This is a genomic window from Lawsonibacter sp. OA9 (assembly GCF_022440585.1).
On record NZ_JAKNTI010000022.1, the window covers coordinates 2,623,202 to 2,641,469 of the forward strand.

The 18,268-nt window shown below is 48.9% G+C and carries 14 protein-coding genes and 2 pseudogenes; 5 read left to right on the forward strand and 11 right to left on the reverse strand.

From position 1 onward, the window contains the following. Nucleotides 1-6: 6 nt before the first annotated feature. The 5 genes from MCG44_RS13920 to MCG44_RS13940 all read right to left on the reverse strand — a co-directional run bounded on the left by MCG44_RS13920 (nt 7) and on the right by MCG44_RS13940 (nt 3,634). Nucleotides 7-261: an EamA family transporter gene (locus MCG44_RS13920; protein WP_240288821.1), complete on the reverse strand. Its 255-nt coding sequence runs from the start codon at nt 259-261 to the stop codon at nt 7-9. Continuing rightward, nucleotides 252-671 (reverse strand): hypothetical protein, encoded by a 420-nt coding sequence (locus tag MCG44_RS13925; RefSeq protein ID WP_240288822.1) that lies wholly within the window; start codon nt 669-671, stop codon nt 252-254. The genes MCG44_RS13920 and MCG44_RS13925 overlap by 10 nt, the downstream gene beginning before the upstream one ends. A gap of 20 nt (nt 672-691) precedes the next feature. Next, a complete protein-coding gene (locus MCG44_RS13930; RefSeq protein WP_240288823.1) occupies nt 692-892 on the reverse strand; it encodes a hypothetical protein in 201 nt (66 codons plus the stop codon). Between the two features lie 147 nt (nt 893-1,039). Continuing rightward, on the reverse strand, nt 1,040-2,167 hold the full coding sequence (locus tag MCG44_RS13935; RefSeq protein WP_240288824.1) for a tyramine oxidase subunit B: 1,128 nt from the start codon (nt 2,165-2,167) through the stop codon (nt 1,040-1,042). A 102-nt stretch (nt 2,168-2,269) separates the two neighbouring features. After that, nucleotides 2,270-3,634 (reverse strand): sodium/glutamate symporter, encoded by a 1,365-nt coding sequence (locus tag MCG44_RS13940; protein ID WP_240288825.1) that lies wholly within the window; start codon nt 3,632-3,634, stop codon nt 2,270-2,272. A 418-nt stretch (nt 3,635-4,052) separates the two neighbouring features. Between MCG44_RS13940 and MCG44_RS13945 the strand changes: the two genes are divergently transcribed. Further along, nucleotides 4,053-5,570: a xylulokinase gene (locus MCG44_RS13945; protein ID WP_240288826.1), complete on the forward strand. Its 1,518-nt coding sequence runs from the start codon at nt 4,053-4,055 to the stop codon at nt 5,568-5,570. Nucleotides 5,571-5,636: 66 nt separating this feature from the next. Here the strand turns inward: MCG44_RS13945 and MCG44_RS13950 are convergent, their stop codons facing one another. Genes MCG44_RS13950 through MCG44_RS13965 form a run of 4 tightly spaced genes read right to left on the reverse strand, consistent with a single transcriptional unit; the run spans nt 5,637 to nt 10,040 of the window. Continuing rightward, the gene (locus MCG44_RS13950; RefSeq protein WP_240288827.1) at nt 5,637-6,470 is read right to left on the reverse strand and encodes a sugar phosphate isomerase/epimerase family protein; all 834 of its coding nucleotides are present in this window, start codon (nt 6,468-6,470) and stop codon (nt 5,637-5,639) included. A gap of 29 nt (nt 6,471-6,499) precedes the next feature. Beyond that, nucleotides 6,500-8,020 carry an FGGY-family carbohydrate kinase gene (locus tag MCG44_RS13955; protein ID WP_240288828.1) on the reverse strand — a complete coding sequence of 507 codons (1,521 nt, stop codon included), beginning with the start codon at nt 8,018-8,020 and terminating at the stop codon, nt 6,500-6,502. Nucleotides 8,021-8,049: 29 nt separating this feature from the next. Continuing rightward, entirely contained in the window at nt 8,050-8,865 is an 816-nt protein-coding gene (locus MCG44_RS13960) for a BtpA/SgcQ family protein (RefSeq protein WP_240288829.1), read from the reverse strand. Nucleotides 8,866-8,921: 56 nt separating this feature from the next. Continuing rightward, nucleotides 8,922-10,040, reverse strand: a complete 1,119-nt coding sequence (locus tag MCG44_RS13965) for an ethanolamine utilization protein EutH (protein WP_240288830.1) — start codon at nt 10,038-10,040, stop codon at nt 8,922-8,924. Between the two features lie 330 nt (nt 10,041-10,370). Between MCG44_RS13965 and MCG44_RS13970 the strand changes: the two genes are divergently transcribed. Next, on the forward strand, nt 10,371-11,483 hold the full coding sequence (locus tag MCG44_RS13970) for an ROK family transcriptional regulator (RefSeq protein WP_240288831.1): 1,113 nt from the start codon (nt 10,371-10,373) through the stop codon (nt 11,481-11,483). A 35-nt stretch (nt 11,484-11,518) separates the two neighbouring features. Continuing rightward, on the forward strand, nt 11,519-11,716 hold the full coding sequence (locus MCG44_RS13975; RefSeq protein WP_240288832.1) for a hypothetical protein: 198 nt from the start codon (nt 11,519-11,521) through the stop codon (nt 11,714-11,716). Between the two features lie 634 nt (nt 11,717-12,350). On the opposite strand, the pseudogene MCG44_RS13980 reads toward MCG44_RS13975, so the two are convergent. Next, nucleotides 12,351-13,491: pseudogene (locus MCG44_RS13980) on the reverse strand (IS256 family transposase). A 1,164-nt stretch (nt 13,492-14,655) separates the two neighbouring features. Between MCG44_RS13980 and MCG44_RS14970 the strand changes: the two are divergent. Together MCG44_RS14970 and MCG44_RS13985 are read left to right on the forward strand one after the other, a co-directional pair. After that, nucleotides 14,656-14,790 carry a hypothetical protein gene (locus MCG44_RS14970; protein WP_263858405.1) on the forward strand — a complete coding sequence of 45 codons (135 nt, stop codon included), beginning with the start codon at nt 14,656-14,658 and terminating at the stop codon, nt 14,788-14,790. Then, nucleotides 14,787-15,254: pseudogene (locus MCG44_RS13985) on the forward strand (hypothetical protein); the annotation flags it as partial. The gene MCG44_RS14970 and the pseudogene MCG44_RS13985, both read left to right, overlap by 4 nt. 51 nt (nt 15,255-15,305) lie before the next feature. On the opposite strand, the gene MCG44_RS13990 reads toward MCG44_RS13985, so the two are convergent. Continuing rightward, entirely contained in the window at nt 15,306-17,519 is a 2,214-nt protein-coding gene (locus tag MCG44_RS13990; RefSeq protein ID WP_240288833.1) for a P-loop NTPase fold protein, read from the reverse strand. Nucleotides 17,520-18,268: the final 749 nt, after the last annotated feature.

Here is an 18,268-nt window from a genome sequence, read left to right on the forward strand (position 1 = left end):
TATAAGTCAGATGAATTTTTCCGCCGGCAACCTCTTATGTCCATCCATCGCCACCAGCAGGACAGCGGAAAGGATCATTGCCATACCGGCGATGATTTTAACGCTCAAATTATCGTGATAGACGATGACGCTGACAATTACACTTGTAATTAGCTTCAGCATGTTGACAAAGGACGCTGTAGGCGCCCCAATCTGCTTGATGCCAGCGGTGATGAAGTAGAATGCACCCAGATTACTGAAACCGCAGACAATCAACAGCATAATACCCGCCTCGACCGTCCCCGGCAAACGAACCTCGCTTGAAACGCCGACGATAGCCCGAAGAGAAGCGAACTTCCCAGTCCGAAATAGGCCAGTTTGACCAGTAGGGGCAACTCATTTATCTTCCCCTTATCATTCGCAATCATATAAAAGGAGTAGGTCAGACTGGACGCAAGGGCTAATAAGATGCCTGTCGCGGAAATTGCTCTGTTTCCGTCCATATTGGTAATGAGCATCATACCTCCGCTGGAGCAAACAATGGCGACGTGTTTAAAGACCGTGAATTTCTGGTGAAAGAAAAGAATCATCACAACAGCAACAATAGTGGGGTAGGGGAAGTGCAGGATGATTGTCAGTCCCACCGGGATACGCTGTGTTGCACTATTGACCAGAAAGGAGGTCACGCCCATGCCAACGGCTCCCAGGATCATCAGATACAGAGCGCATTCCACTTGACCTTCAGGGACTCCTGCCTGATTCGCGTGAGCAAAAAGGCCAGCACCGTAAGGATGAGTTGGGAATAAAACACAACACACATCGGCGCTACCCCGCTGAGCACCACATATCTGTCACCATTGGGCTTGATCCCGAACAGCAGCGACGCAGCAATAATACAAAGAACTCCCTTCAAAAGAATCCCCCTTTCTATTACAATAAAATTAGATTAGGGCCCTCTGCAGCCAGCCGGGATTTTCGCCCATCCCGTGCCAAAGCTACAATAAAAACTTGGGTCTGCTTTACGCAGACCCAAGTTTTTATCAATTGAGCCTTACCGTGATCAGTGCATATCAGCCTCTTCCCACAAGTTCAGTTTTACACCCAAACCCATCTTAACGGCATTATCATATATCTGTTTGCCCCAGGCAACGTCGTAGACAGGCAGACCGCCCTGACCAAACAGAACGATCTGATCGTCGTTCACACGGCCTGGCACGTTCCCGTTGATGATGGCACCCAAATTGTAGAACTGATCGGCCTTCATCTTGCCTTCCTTGATCCAATCTAGATAGTAGGCACCAATCAGCTCAATGGAGTCATGCCAAGGATAAGGCAACTCCTCCGACCATGCCTCATACATGCCCCAGTTATCTACCACGCGGAGGATGTCATCCCGCAGAACATAATCCATGTCCATTTCGATACCGGCGGGTAGGGAAACATAGGCGCCCTTTTTAATCCAGTCGCCCTTGATGTAAGGCAGGCTCTTGCCGGAGGTGGCGGAGTTCACCACATCGGAGCCCCTGACACACTCCTCCACCGAGCCGACGCTGTGGGCCTTCTTGATGCCGGGGTAGGTCTCGGTGATCCACTTGGCCATCCGCTCAGCGTATTCGGGGAATACGTCGTAAATCTTGACCTCCTCCAGAGAGGGAAGAGAATCAATGATGCTCATGAAACAGCTCTGACTGATGGGGCCGGCGCCGATAAGGCCACAGACCTTGGAATCTTTGCGGGCCAAGTAGCGGGCGCCCACGCCCGGGATCGCACCGGTGCGCATACTGCTGACCAAGTTGCCGGACTCCAGGGCGATGGGGGCCCCGGTGTCAGCGTCATTCAGCATCACCATCAGGATGGAGCGGGGCAGGTTCCGCTGCTTGTTGGCAGTGTTGGAGCCATACCACTTCTCGCCGGCCACGTTGAACCGGCCTCCCAAATAAGCCACCATCGCCATGAAACGGCGGTCAGGGCCGTCCAGCGGCATATTGGGGAAGGGAGAGGTCTTGGGGAATACGATTTTCACACCATGGGAGTTGTGATTCTTCCCGCCCATCACGTAGTCGCCCTGACCTAGGAGCTGATATACCTCCACCATAGTCTCAACGCAGGCGTGCATATCCTTAACACCAGCCTTAATCATTGAGGGCTCATCCAGATACAGAAAATCCACTCTTCCAGTATTACTCATAACAATACGTCTCCTTTTCTATAGTCTGATGGATTTATTTGCAAGCGGTGGGGAAAATCTTAAGTTTCCTCTGTCTGCTTTGCCAAAAGGTTTACCTGAAAATTATGGCTCATTATAGCCGCCGCGTCCGGCCAGCGGGGCTTTATACCACATCTTTCCGACAAGGTTGATCGCCACCGCAGCCACGCATACCGCCGCACAGATTCCGACGACCAACCATCCCTGTCCATTCACTAGCGCAATTGGAACAGCTGACCAAGTGAATATCTCAACGAAGTTCAGGAAGGGCGTCATTGCGGTATCCTCTACCGTGTAGGACCGGTTCTCGGGATCAACGATACGCAGCAGCACAAAGCCGATAGCAAACACGCCAGTGGAATAGCCGTAGATGAAGATAGAGCGCTCAAACCAGCTTTTGTCGTTCATACGGGCTCCAAAGGGGATAATGCAGATCACAACGCAGAAGAGACCAACCAGAATCAGTACGATCAGTGGCAAGGCATACTCGATGATAACCTTGACATTGATCAACGCTACACCAAAGAACACCAGAAAATCGGTCGCGGTGCCCGAGACGCGGGAGTTGATGTTCTTATCCACATAGTCGTAGACCGGCGTTTTTCGGAAAATCAGGAAGAAAAACAGCCCCAAAAGGTAGGACACCGTAAAATCAGGGATACCGGAGATTACATATACCGCCAGAACTTTCTGGTTCAAAAGATACCCAAGACCAGCGACCATAAATACCAACGCTACATGGAATCCCAGCCCGTCCAGTGCGACGGAGGAGATGGTTTCACGCCCCATGGACTGCTGATGGTCCTTAGCAACTAGGCCGGTTCGCAGATCGTTATCAATAAACTTGAAATCCTTTACATAGGCGGTCCAGCCCTTCTTGGTAGCGATCTTAATAAGGATCAGGCCGCCAAAAACGCCGGACAGGATGCCAACTGTGGCAAAGGTCATTCCCAAGTCGCCGGCTTCGGCCCAGCCGAGATCGGCAAAGGTTTTGCCGACTGCCGCGGCAGTGCCGTGCCCGCCGGTGAAACCGGAGGCCAGCAGGATACCGAAACCGGGATTCAGTTCAGGCATGACGAACTTAATCAGCAGCAAAGAGACCCCGATACCCAGGGTATACTGAAGGAAATATGCAAGAAAGCGCAGAGAGTTATACCCGGTAACACGCTTGACCGTTGCCGCGCCCTCGCCTTTTTTGATCTCAAAGCCATTAATGCCGACCACCGTGAACACGATGATAATCAGCATACCGGCATAGGACCCGGCGCCGGAAGAAAAGTGGAGTACATCCAAAAATTGCTCGCCGAGAAACAACGCAATCAAGCCTGCAATCAAGCTGGACGGAATAAAAAATTCTTGAAAAAACTTAATTTTGGCCCGAAAAAGCTGTCCGACCAGGATTAGCAATGAAGCAATCGCGAAATCGCTTAAGACATCATAAATACTCACCATGTACCTCCTTAATCTGTCTCCCCTCTATAAGCCTCAGGTTTTGACGTTGTCCGCTGAATGGCGCGTCCCGCAGGCCTGCGGGACGCAAACGGGGGTACCCCCGTTTGAACCGTTTCCGACAATATTTAATTATACTCATATGGGGGCGCGGCTGTTTATATTGATTGCAGAGTATAGTAGCAAGGGGCAATTGCAGAATGGCCATTCCACATATTACACCAATTATTATAATAATAAAAAAAATAAAAGTAAATCTTTTTTTCTTGTCAAAAACGAAAACATGCGCTCCGATTTTTATGCAATTTCACTAAAACAATTTCCGACGCAACATTCTTCAATGTTAGTTTTCTCTTGCGCTCCAGGGGAAAGAGACTTATAATAGCCACATTACTATATTGAAAAAGAGGGCGTTTCTATGGACAGCAAAGAATACATCCTTACACAGGATATCGGCATCTACTCATGCAAGGCGGCACTTTTTTCCTTAGAAGGCGAAACGATCTGCACTAACAGGGTAGATTATGCGCCGGACGTTGTTCCGGATGATCGTTCTACCCAACCGCCTTCCACCTGGTGGAACGCCTTTTGTCTAAACTGCCGGAAGTTGCTGGAAAATGTCCCGGCCAGCTCCGTGAAGGCTGTCTGCGTTTCAGGGCAGATGATGGGCTGTCTTTCTCTGGGGCGGGATGGCCAACCTCTGTATGACCACATCACATGGGACGACAAACGGGACACGGATCAGATTAACAGAATTCAATCTCTCCTCAGTGCAGATATCATTCACTCCATTACCGGTGTTTGTCTGAGCTATATGTTCTCCCTGCCCAAAATTATGTGGCTGAGGGAGCACTTTCCTGATATTTACCAAAACACCTGGAAGTTTATCCAGTGCAAGGACTATATCAACTACCGCTTGACCGGTGTTCTGGCCACTGACGAGAGTGACGCAGGTTTCACCCTTATGTATGATCTGCTGAGGAGACGGTGGTCCGACACGATTTTAAGCGCATTCGAAATTGACGCCGCTAAACTGCCTGAAGTTGTCCCCTCTGGGACAGTGCTGGGTAAAGTAACTCAAGCTGCCTCTGCCGACTGCGGACTGGATCAGGACACGTTGGTGGTAGAGGGACTTGGTGACGGGCGCGCTCCCACTGTAGGCTCCGGCCTATCTCAAAAGAGCCAGGGGCTGGTTTATGTGAGTTCCACCGCTTGGTTTTCTCAAGTGACAGACAGTGTTCAAATAGACCGAAAAAGGATTCTGACCAAGTGCACTTACACGAATCCGGAATTGCTTTTGAACGGCGGAACCGTGCTCTCCGCCGGATATAGTATCGACTGGTTTTTAAACGCGTTTTATCCCGCCAGTCAAAGCACCCGTCTCCACCTGCGCCAGGAGTTGTTTGCCCGCATGAATCATGTCCCTATCGGGAGTAACGGACTGCTTTTTATGCCCCACCTCCGAGGGGAGCGGACGCCCTGGTGGAACAACTTTGCTAAGGGCGGCTTTATCGGCTTGGCTAACTACCATACTCAGGACGACCTTTTCCGTAGCGTCATAGAGGGGGTCTCTTTCCAACTGGCCCTTGTCTATAACTCCATTCAGGAGCTGGAGCCCTTTTCCTCCCTATATTTCAGCGGTTCTCAGGCCACGCCTCAATGGCAGCAGCTCTTATCTGATATTTTTGATATGGAAATTGTTAGTTCTGACATTAAAAGTATCATCGGCTGTGTCGGAGTGGCGGTTACAGCGGGGATAGGCCTCGGTATCTACTCGGGTCCTTCAGAGGCGCGCCATTTTCACCATAATCATTTTTACACCAGTCCGATCAAGGAAAACGTAGAACTCTATCGGGAGCTGATTCCTGTTTTCGAGGACTGTTACAACGCCCTCCGGGATATTAACCAATACCTCAGTCTTATGTGCCGCAAGTAGGACTGATATTGATAAAATGGGTGCCTCCAGCCCGGCAGTCGGAAGGCACCCATTCAATTTAGTTCATTATTGAATCCAGCTCTTAAACGTTTCAATCGACTGGCGGTCAGCCTGCCTGGGGTCCATAAAATAACGTCTATCCGCAATCTCCATGGACAGACAGCCCTCATACCCATACTCACCCAAGGTATCCACAAATTCCTTCAGCGGCAGGTTTCCGTCCCCGAAGGCTAAGTGGCCCCCAGGCGTGCCGTCTACCAAATGGACATGGACCAGATCTTTGCCCAGCAGTTCCAGATAATCCCGGACATGCTCATGTACTATCCCCACCTGACAGGTATCCAGCATAGCTTTCAAGTTTGGGGAGCTAATCTCGTCTACCGCCTGCCGCAGGTCCTGTGCCGTATTAATCAAATTGGAACTAATCGGAGATAGGTGTTCCAACGCCAGCAAGACACCTTCCCGCTCCGCCTTGGCTGTCAGATAGGCCAATCCTTCCATGGCCCGCCCCAAGCTCTCCTCGCGGTTCTGGTTCAAATACCCCCAACCGGAGGTGACCAGCATCATCCTGCATCCCAGCTCTGCCGTAATTTCAATCCCCCGGCTTTCAAAAGCCAGACTGCGCTTACGAATATCCTCCTCCGGGGCGGCGATGTTGACCGGATAGACAACGGTCTCCGGCGTATAGCAGATCAGCTTGAGGCCCCGGTCCTGGATCGCGCAGCGGGCTTCCTGTGCTTTTTGGTGTGTAACGTCATCCACATGGAGATGGGGCGAGGCAGCCCAAACCTCCACATTTTTCACCCCTACCTCGGCGATACTGTCCAAATAGTAAGTAAACGGATAATGGGCGTAATGGCAGTTCATCCCCGCCAACTGTTCAAATTTCAGCTTGTTCATCACAAATATTCCGCCTCCCGGTAAAAGTTTTAAAGCGAATGCATCAGATCCCGGTTAGCCAGGTATGCCCGGTCATAGATTCTTCGGTACTTCTGATATGCCGCATGCCGTTCCAAATCCGGTTCAATGTCCACGGAGAATTGTATTACTCGCTGCAGGTCCTCAAAGCTGTCAAAGAAACCGGTTCCGATCCCCGCCATCAGCGCATCGCCGTAGGAGGCTCCGATGGTCACCTTGGTAATGTGGACCGTCTCTCCCGTTATGTCCGCCACCATCTTCATGAGAATATCATTTTTGGCCCCTCCTCCCGCAGCCATAATGTGCAAAGGAGATATGTTGTGTTCTTTCAAGATATCGACGTGCTGCGCAGCCGAGAAGGCGATCCCTTCCAGCAGGGAGTGATACATGTGATTTTTTGTATGACAGCTCCTCAGGCCAAGCACAACGCCGCGGGCCTCCGGATCGTTGATGGGGGTCCGCTCTCCTGCGAAATAAGGTAAGGTAATCAGTCCCTCGCTGCCGATGGGAATATCGGCCACCTGCCGCATCATCGCCTCATAGACGTTTTCTCCGCCTTTCTCCGCAGCCGCGGCCAGCTCGGGGTAGAAATTGTCCCGGTACCAGTCGATGACCGTACCACAGTTATTGGTCCCAGCTGCAACACTGAATGTACCTGGAATGGTAAAGTTATTTCCACGGACCCGGTCATCTTGGATCATATACTCGGTGCAGCAGTAGATGAAGATTGAAGAACCAAATTGCATCATCATGTCTCCGGGCCGGATTACTCCGGTACTGATAGCCTCAGCGGTGGAATCCCCGGAACCTACAATCACCGGCGTGCCCGCAGCCAGCCCTGTGGCCTCGGCAGCCGCTTGGTGCAGATGGCCCGCCACATCGGTGACTACTCTTCCCTCTGGGAGCTGGTCCGGCCGGCAGAAGGGTTCACACATCTCCTCCCGAATCCGCCCGTCCATCGTATATAAGGGACGGAAAGAGGCAATTCCCAAAAAACGGTCTATGACACAGTTTCCCGTCAGTTTCGCCACCAGGTAAGATGTGCCCGTCAAAAATTTATAGGTCTTTGCGTAGACCTCCGGCTCATTGTTACGAATCCACAGTATCTTGGCGCAGATATCCCCGGAGCATATGGGACGACCGAAGAGCTCCCTGACCCGCTCCTGGCCATAATACTCGGTCAAATATTTGATTTCATTCTGGCTCCGAGCGTCGATCCCATAGAGGATCGCCTTCCGGAGCGGTCTCAGGTCCTTGTCCACCGGAAGACAGTTCGTCCCCAGCGTGCTGATTCCTAGACCCTGTATCGCCTCCTTGGACAGATGAGCCTCTTCCAGAAGGCGGTGTGTCAGCACACACAGATCGTGCCACCAGACCGCGTCGGCATCGTGCTCATAGTAATTTGGTTTCGGATTCTCCATACTGTGCTTTACAGCGGAAAAAGCCACTACAGCCCCATGGGTGTCAATAATGCACCCCTTACTTTCTGAAGTTCCGATATCGATGCCCATCAAATATTGCCAGTCTTGCATCACAGAGATCCTCCTTCCCGCATAGAAATCTAGCACCGGTGTTCGTTGCGGTACTGCCGGACCCTGTCCATAAACAGTTTCACTCGGCTCGCCTCTACCAGATTCTGAAATTTTCCATCCTTTTTAAAGGCCGTCCCCACACAGGCCCCGTCGCAGTAATCCAGTTTTTCACAAATATTTTCCGCCGTACAGCCGGTATTACACAGTACCGGGGTATCTCCGGACACCTCCCGGACCCGCTGGATCAAGCCGTTATCCGTCTCCGTCCCGGCACTGGCACCGGATACGCACAAGGCATCTGGGAAACAGTGGAAAATCATGGACTTTGTAATCTTCTCAATGGGCCGCTCCGCCAGATAGACCCCCGACTCCGGGTTGACCTTATACAGCAGTTTCAGATCATCCAGCCCCAAGGCCTTTTTCCGTCGGATAACTGCTGAAATATCGGTGTCGGTCAGTCCGTCTTCACCGACATAGGCTCCTGTAAAGGTGCTACGGACAAAGCCAGCCCCCACAGCGGCAGCCAGATCTATTGTTGCCAGAGGGTTAAGCACAATGTTGACCCCAAAGGGAATCTTGATATCCTCACGGAGCGCTCCCACAATATATCCCATTGATGCCACAGTCACCAGAGAAACCTTCTTTTCATAGGGCAGGCTGAACTCGTTGGCAATCAGAACTCCATCCACGCCCCCCTCCTGTAACGCCAGCAGTTCCTTCCGGGCGGTTTCAGTTACCTGTTCAATCGAGTCCTCCCGCCGGTACAGCGGGTCGCCGGGCAAAGCGCGCAGATGGAGCAATGCTATGATGGGCTTGTCCACACCGAACATATCTTTCATCCACATTTTCTTTACCATCCTTTCCGTCTGTCACCAATCCTGATTGTTATTTCATATATCGTTCACTGCTGTTCTGGTTTGGCGGCGAAAGTTCCTCCGCCGGGGATTTTGCCCCTCTTGCAGACGTAAGTGGCTAAAGCCACGGCGCTGAAACTGCCTACCATTTTGGAGAGGATCATCGGGATAATCATTGTCCGGTCCACACCGGCAATAAAGCCCAAATGGTCTCCAAACATACAGGAGCCGCTGACCGCGAAGGCTACAGCCACCACCACGCCTGCCGGAGACATCGTATTGCAAGTACCCAGAATCGGCATAATGTTGGCGAAACCGCCCAGTATGGCTACCGTTGCGTTGCTGTCGATTCCCAATAGGAGGCCCAGCTTTTGAAGGGACTGGCCTATCAGCCGTTTTATCAATTGGAGCATCGGGTAGGCCCCGCATAAAACAATTACCACACTGCCTACCACCTGAATACCCTCCAGCACTGAGGCGAGTCCGGGGATGATAACCACCGGTGTCAGTTCTTGGATAATCCCGATGGCAAAACCTGCGGTGGATATGGCGGTTAAAAGATAGCCAAATCCCTTGAAAATCATGATTGTGACTTTTTGCGCTCTCCACAGCCCCAGAGCGATCAGCAAGGAAAAGAGCAGAACCGGCAGCGTATTTCGGGCTACCATAGAAAACTGGTATCCAGCATATATACCGCCTGCGGCCAGTCCCAAGGGAACCGTAATAATTCCAATCAATACCCCGAGGGCAAAATAGCTGTGGTATTCCTTCTGAACGATGTTGATGCCTACCGGAATGATAAAGGAAATCGCCCCGCCCAACGAGCAGCCCAAAATACATCCAGATAAGTCCGCCGCCTCCTGCGTCATCGCCATGGTCTGCGCCAGTGAATATCCCCCCATGTCACAGGCTAAAATAGCACCGGGAAACATGGCCGGATCAGCTCCCATCATCTGGAAAAAAGGGGAAATGATAGGTCCCAGGAAAGAGCCAATTATGGGAGCCAGCAGGATCATACCAACCATGGGGATACACATAGAGCTGAATGTATCCAAACCTGCGTCAATTTGCCCGCCCAGCCCAAAGCGATTGCCGAAACACCTGTCCAATGCGGCTAACGCCATAATGCCCACCATCACATTCACAATAATCTGATTTAAGTCCATACTACCACCTCAGCACCCAAATACTTGCACACTGAAAATTTTTTAGATAAGATTTGTCTGCCGCATACTTACATTCCCTGCTCTTTTGCGCTGCGTTTCATTCTGCTTTTGAATCCCTGATTTGCATTTTATTTATAATTATTTTATTATTTATTATAATTAATAAATAAATAAATGTAAAGAGTATATAGAAATATTTTTAAAATACTCCGCTTATTTTCCGTGAAAATACAGTAGCCCTACAACCTGTTCTCCGTTCTTGCTTGCATTTCCCGCCGTCATTTGGTAAAATTAATATATTTAGCAAGAGCTCAAAAGAGGTATGTGGCCATGGATGTAACAGACATTAAGTCCCAAAATATCAAACGAATCTTAAATGTACTGCGCACTTCAGGCGGGACGACTAAAAATGAAATCTCCGCTATTACCGGATTGAGTTTTTCCACCGTTTCCAACTTGTGCAATGAACTCAAATACAATAATGTTTTGGTTGAGGAAAAGATAAGCAGTTCTACCGTTGGTCGTACTCCTTGTATACAGATCTTCAACTGTGCCGGATTTGCTTCCGTCTGTATCGACTTTCAGGAGGAAGGGATTCTAAACTACTCTATTTCCAACCTTGCGGGCGAGAGCTTATATCGGACTTATTTCGATATTTCCAAGATACAGGATATTTCCACGTTAATTAAAATGATAGACACTACTTGCAATAACATACTCCAGCAGTTTTCCGATATCCAGATTGTGGGTGTGGGCATCTCTGTCCCAGGTATCTATGATGAGGTTACCCGGCTTGTCATCAATTCCGCCATCCCCATTTTGAACAATGTCTCTCTCAAGGAGCTTTTAACACGTGCTCTGAGACTGCCTTGCTATATAGAAAATGAGTCCAACCTGTGCGCCCTGTCAATTCAAAAGGAGTATCCGGAAGTCAATAATATTGTATACCTCCACAGCTCCACGGGGCTGGGCGTCGGAATTATCTGCGAGGGAGTGCTGCTGCGTGGAAAAAACGGCTATGCGGCGGAGGTCGCCCACATTCCCCTCGGAACTCCAGACGCTGTATGCTCTTACTGCGGCAACAAAGGATGTATTGAAAACGATTTGGCTCAACGGGGTATGGAGATTCTTCGATCTTCTGATCTTAGTGGTACAGATCGTATCAGTTTGATACGGGACAGGGCGGAAAAGCTAGGAATCCTCCTTTCCTTGCTGACCAATCTTTTTGACCCTGATATTCTGTGTATCGGCGGCATAGGCTTTGACAGTTACCCCGAATTGGAGCCCATCGTGTTACATATCCTGGAGCAGCGGTCTACCCTTAACATAAAAAAAGGCCTCAAGCTCATTCACGATACAGACAGCCTGCAAGCCATCGAACAGGGGATCACACAGGTCATTTATAATAATTGGGACCCGCTGAAGAATGCATTTCAACTGTAAACCTCTAAGAATTGCATATTAGCCTTAAATCATGAATGGCCATTGGCAGAACTGAAGATGAAGATGTTTATACAAGTATTGTTGAATTTTGCGGAGTCGAGAATATAAAGGAAAAATTTCCGGCTTATAAGCAAGGCAATGATTTAGAAAATCTGCTCGGCAAATTTGAAAGGCTCTTTTTCTGGGAATATATAGAAACGAGCAGAGATTGGAATTTAGAATTTAGCTATTGAGCATTTCTGTGATGACCATTCTCTTCCTATTATGATGATTCATAAAAGCATAGGCATCGAATACTCAGTTGTGTATTTTATTGGATTAAGGGAATAGGCATTTTTAGCTTCAGAAATCGACCTGAGGAGGAGTAGTGTCCGTTCTTTGTCGCAATTTCTCATGCAAAGGCAGAAATTACATTCACATTTTGCAAACAAAGAACTGGAACGAAGTATCCCATACAATAACATATTTTTTATCAACACATAACAAAATCCTTAAAAAATTCGATTTTTCTGGCTTTTTTACTGCGGATTTTTGATTTTTGCGAGCGTCACGGTGTGGGACAACAGTCTGACCCACACCGTAACCCTCGTCAGAACGAATTGCGCGCTACCCCGTCGCCCTAGTGGGTGACAGCCGCTTCGTTTCATTTGTTCTTCCTCTCCCCACAAAAGCACGGTTTTTACATGACCCACAATGGAAATGACCGGAAACGTTCAAAGAGTGCCGGACAAGAAGTTTTTGTTTCCCATCCGGCTTTTTTCTCTATCTTACATGACCTGCTCCATAAAAATTCCCATGGCCTGAGCCGCCTCGGGTCGTGTCAAAAATTTTTCGCACTTTGGTTTGCAGTCTCTGGGATGAATAAAGTCAGCCATCAATGAAATCCTCAACGGAAGCCTCCAGGAGCTTCATATTCATGTACTTCTTGTTGCCCCACTGGGTGTCGGCCACATGGCTCAGCCGGGCACATAAGGGCAGAATTACCGTCCGGGAAACTACCCACTACACGAGTGCGGCGGCGGATCTCCCAGTTTAGCCGTTCAATGACATTGTTGGTGCGGATGCGGGTCCAGTGCTCGCTTGGAAAATCACAGTAGGTTAATGTTTCCTCAATACCGTCCTCAACTTTTTTAGCGGCCTCCTTCAGTTTCATGGAACGGAGTTCCTCCACCACGGTCCTAGCCTTTTCTCTGGCAGCTCTTCTGCTCTCCTGAGCATGGATCGCCTTGAGCATCTTGGACACCAGCTTCACCTTGGAGCGAGGCGTGACCGAGAACACATTGCGGTAGAAGTGGACGGTGCACCACTGGTATTTGGCCTCAGGAAACGCTTCTCCCACAGCCTCCAGCATACCAAGGCAATTGTCTCCAATGACAAGTTTTACGCCGTCCAGACTACGGCCACGCAGCTACTGGAAAAAACTGACCCGGCTGGCCTTGTCCTCTTTCATGCCCTCGATGGTGCCCAGAACCTCGCGGGATCCGTCCTCATTGACCGCAATCGCCTCCAGAATGGCTGCATTTTCAAACTCTCCGCCCCAGTTGCGGCGCAAATATATCCCATCCACATAGACATACGGATAACACCCGGCTTGTAGTGGCCGGTTCTGCCAAGCCTCAATGTGGACTACGTCTTCTTGTTCAGCTCTCTGATGGTGGAGGAAGAGATCTTGTTGCCCCAGAGGGCCTCAGGTGATGTCCTCTACGCGCTTGGACGGACACGCCGGCCAGGTACATCTCTATGAGGGCCTCCTCCACGTTGCCCTCCCGGCGGCGACAGCGCTCAATGATGGCCGTCTCAAAGGAGATCCCCTTGAGCTTGGGTACCTTGAGGGTGATGTCCCCGGAAGTGGCGTTGAGGTTGCAGCTGTACTGGCCGCTACGGTAGCCCTGGCGCTGCTCGTTGCGCTCGTACCGGGCTAGGTCAGCTTCTCCGCCTCAGCCTCCAGCAGTTCGTTGAGGGTCTCCTCTACTCTGCCACGGACCAATTCCTCGATCTCACTCTTGATTACTTCCTCGTTTAGCTATACACTCTTCTCGGACATGGTTTCCAGGGTCCTTTCAGAGTAGATACTTCAGCTCCAGATTGTGATTGAAAACACTTACGGCACACTAAATATTGATATTTTATATTGAAAATCACAAGATATAGCGTCATATAGAAGATGTTGATTGATTCTTTGTGCGATCTCCGCGAAAACCGGGCCAGGTCGTTGGCTTGGGAGCAGCAGGCAGCCGCATTGCACACGTTGTTAAGTTTCTACGAATGTGTTGAGGCCATAGCCTGTAGTTGCTGTGCCCAGACAACTGAGTTGTGTTATGTTGGCCGTGCGCTTTCGAGCTCGCGGTCGTCAAGGGCATCTCGCGAGACGTTGGTCTCTGCGCGCGAAAGCAGGAAAAATTCCACCTACACAAGAGCCTGGCCGCTCTGGTATACTGTACCTGTATTCAGGGTGGCGTAAGTTAGGGAGGAACGGCGAGACATAAGGGATAAGTGTGCCCTCACGCCTCCGGAATGGCCTTGAAGATGTAGGAACAGAAAGAAAATTCAATAACGAAACCACGAAGACACGAAAAGCATGACTGTGCGAACGAGCAGCTTAGCCTCTTTCCGTGTTTTTTCTGTTCGTTGGATCTGACGTGGCGGCTACCAGCCACGGCCCGGCAGGAATGTTGGAGCATGAAAACCTTGTCGATCATCGAAAGTAGCGTTGAGAGCCGTTGGGACGGTACGGCGAGAACACCGTCCAGGGAGCGTGGCAGCCTCCCGATCCTGCGCGCCATGGTGAGAGCATGGCTCCGGCAACGCAGGAACAGCACTCCCCCGATCCGTGGCCGGACGATCGAACGACACACGCGGCCATGGCGTCTGCCATCGCCCGCAGCCGAGTTCAGCGGTTGTGTCAGCAATCGCCGCCGGGCAGTTTGCCCAGCAGCAGGGCTTGTCCCCATACTGCGTTCGTACTGACCTGGTTCAAAATCAAAGAGAGACAGGCTTCCGTGAATGAGCCGTCCCCGTTCCCTGAACCGATTCCGCCGCAAGGCTTTTCCAGCCTACGGCGACTGCCGGGCATGGACGATCTCCACGGAAATCCACTGGAAACAGACGATTTTGCCAATGGGCGTACTGCGCCCGCCTGAACATAACGATGACCTGCAAGGAGTTTTGATATATGTCACGAAATATTGAGAATATGGGCCTTCATCTGGCCCTGGTGAGCCAGTTGGACAAGCTGGCCCGGCGCCATACAGTTACCGCACCAAGGAGCGTTACTATGGGGCGTGCAAGCGGTTCTGCGCCTACTTAGCGGATGTGTACCATCTGCAAAAGCTGGAGAACATCAGCGGCAGGCACCTCACCGCCTATGTCCTCCAGATGCAGGAGGATGGCAAGTCTCCCAGCACCATCAAGACCGACCTGGCCGCCATCCGGTTCTTCCACGACAAGATGAGCCGGCCCAAATACCGACTCCCCAGTAATGACGAGTTGGCCATGGAACTGGAGCGGCGTTGCTTTGGCGGCGTGGACCGCACCGTCCCCATCAACGAGCAGATCGCCCTTGCTCTGCGGCAACAGTTGGAGCGCACGCCCCGCGGCCACAAGCTGCTGGTGCCGGATGGTACGCCCACCGAACAGACCATCCATGCCTTGCAGCTCTTTATCCTGAAACACAGGGCTGATGTCCGGGGTGAGGGCTCTGACCGGCCGCTTTCCTTCCATGGCCTCCGTCACCCGTATGTCAAGCCCACGACAAAAAATAATTCTCTGTGAAGGCAGAAATCCCAAACTATCCATAGAGTCAGATAGTTTGAGATTTCTGTTTTACTGAATCGTACCGACTATATTTTGAAGTTCTTTTTTTATGACCTCTTCTGCAATATAACCTTCCATCAGGCTGTTTTCTGAGTCTCTTTTCATAGTCATTAGAAAAGCAACAGAATCTAACTGGTTTTCTTCTGGAAGTAGTAAAAATTCACGAGTTTTTACAAAGTTACCCATACGCCGATACGCTTCATCTATATCAGTAAACTCACTGAGGCTTTGCGTGTTTATCTTGCGTGTTTTCACAACGAGCTTAGTTGCCATTTTCCCATAAGAGGTGCAGTAACTGATAATCTTTGCAAGCGAAATGTCATCCGTAATAAGTATATCTTTGATGTGCTTTACAAGCTCTTCATCAATTTGACTTAGTAACCACAAAAAATTCAGTCCTCCATACTGTGACAATGCAGTTCCTAAATCTACCGCATCCATGCATCGGGCCTTAAATATAGGTTCAAGCTTTAACAGTTCGTCTAACGAGATCACCTGTTTATCTTCATGTGACTCTTTATCGGTAAAGCGTCCATGCTGTACTTCGAAATTATGCAAAAGTAACGCTAATGTTGACGCTTCGACCTCTTTATCTTCAAATACTCCTTGTAAGAACGCAAAGCGTTCCGACGCATCTATAGCTTTTAGTAAAGGATCAACACAAAATAGCAATCTCCACGCAAATGGAACTGTAAAAAAACCTTCCTCCTCGACTTTAAAATAACTCCATTTTTTGCATAGACAGCGTATTAGCAATGCCGCCCGCTCTGAAGGAATACTCCTCGAGTCGCCTTGGTTTGCGTATGCTTCGATTTCTTCAAGTAACCTAATAATTTTTCCATCCTCATAAAGCTGATTAATTCCTGTTAGAAGCTCACTTTCATTTGCCTCATACATGAATCTTTTCATAGTTACCGTTGGAATTGCATTGTCTTCCAGAAAGAGTGAAAAATAACGGTCAAAACACTCTGGAACTGCAATATTACACTTGATTAAAAATTCTCTATGATTGTAATAGCGCCCATAAGAAAAATATCGACCAAAAGCCAAATTCATTTTAGGAAACAATATCCCCAAAATGTTTTTTGCAGCCTCCTCATTTGTGGCAACACCAGTTGCAAAAAGATTGCTGACAGCTTTCTTTACCTTCTCCTCTTCAGTCTTTTGTCGATCAGATGAGTAGCTGCTATTTGAGCCACATATCGTGTCCTTATAATCATTGAGCATAGAATAGATAGCCGGCTCAAACACCTGAAGGCATGTCAAGCCGAGTAAATCTACGGGATCGGTTTCATCTTGTAAGAGGTTATATTTTAAGTAAAATACATTTGAATATCGAATAACATCCCTAATAGACCGAATATATTCTTTTATTCCCAATTGGAACAATTCTGCCCATATCGCTTTATCCCACCGGTCTTCTGATATATCTCCAAGTATTCCGTTGAGCTTTGAGAAAAGCGCATTATGAATGCTCGCCATACTTGGCGCGGGTATTTCAAACGGAACCTGTATAACTTTCTCAAGATATTCTCGCCCGTCTCCATGTTGTACCACGCTAAGTGCACGCACCACAACATCGTAATCAAATGCAAGTAGGTACACCGCATTTGGAAAATCCGCTAGCGATTTTACCAGTTGAAAAACTGCAATGATTTCTTCCTCGGAAAGCCGATCAATATCATCTATAGACACAATAATTTTCAAATGATCTTCGCCCATTTTGCGAATTATTTCATCTTTTTTCCCTTGCAAATCGTTGTCTTTTTGATTTATGTGTTTCCTTGCCCTGCTTGAAAATGCCTTACCCACTGCGGCAATTGCCGTTCCAGCACCAGGAATAAGACTTGCTGCATCAAAAAAATCTGCATATTGATCCACTAATTCACACACAGTATCCGCTGCGGGTTTCTTTATTTTGATTGCGCTTGCCATCTGCTTGAAAAACTGGGTGATAAGCTGTTTGGGATCAGAACAAAGCCAAGGATTAAATCTTAATACGATTACATCCTTATTTTTGGCCTCTACTTGTTCTATCACCATGTTGAGAAGTGATGTTTTACCACTCCCCCATTCGCCATACAGGCCAACGGTAAAAGAGGTAGGAAAAGTGGATCTCAATAAAACACAAGCAAGACTTTCGGCAAACAATTGCCGATTAAGTTTGTCATCAGAAGATCGAGTAATAGGCAAATCTGGACTTATCATTTCATTACCTCGCATAAGCAAATTTCTCTAACCAAAAACTTTTTTGAAAAAGGAATAGGCTCTGATCTCGTACACTCATAGCAGAGTTATCCGGAATTATAAATATTATACCAGGCTGTTACTCACTTGTAAATCAATCTGTATCCGCCCAAGTTCCCTTAATCTGACGGCCGCCACTTACCGTTATCCGGTCAATGCAATCCATGATCTAATCCAATGGTATTTCCTTGTTCAGAGCTTGCTACCTCCTTAAGAACTGCTGGTATCGGCGTCCATGCATTTTCAGCTCATGTTGTACACGCTCCAAACACTTCTTTGCCTCGTTGCTCTTTGCTTTTTCGGCTAGGTAGGTATCTTTGTCTAGTTCGTTTTTAACAAACTGCTCATAGATCCGCATACCTCATTCAAGTGAAATATCGGATAGTATGGCCTGACACTCAGTAATTTTTTGTTCAAGTTTCTCCTATTTTGAGCCATATTCCACGCTAAAGCCAGATCTGGATTTGATATATCCCTTCAACTGATAATATATGGCGATGAAAATGTCCTCTTCGCGCACATACATTCCCGTGTAGCGGTCGACTCCACTCCGGTTGTTCGTCAGACAAGTGAAGAAGTACAAGTTCGCCCGATTCGTACCTCGGCGGCGCTACATCTTGCTGCCGTAGCATCCACAGATAACTTTTCCCTTTAAAATTCAGCGAGATTTGTGTGTTGTCATTGTCCGTAAGCTTAAGTCATCCATTATATTAAAGCGATGATTT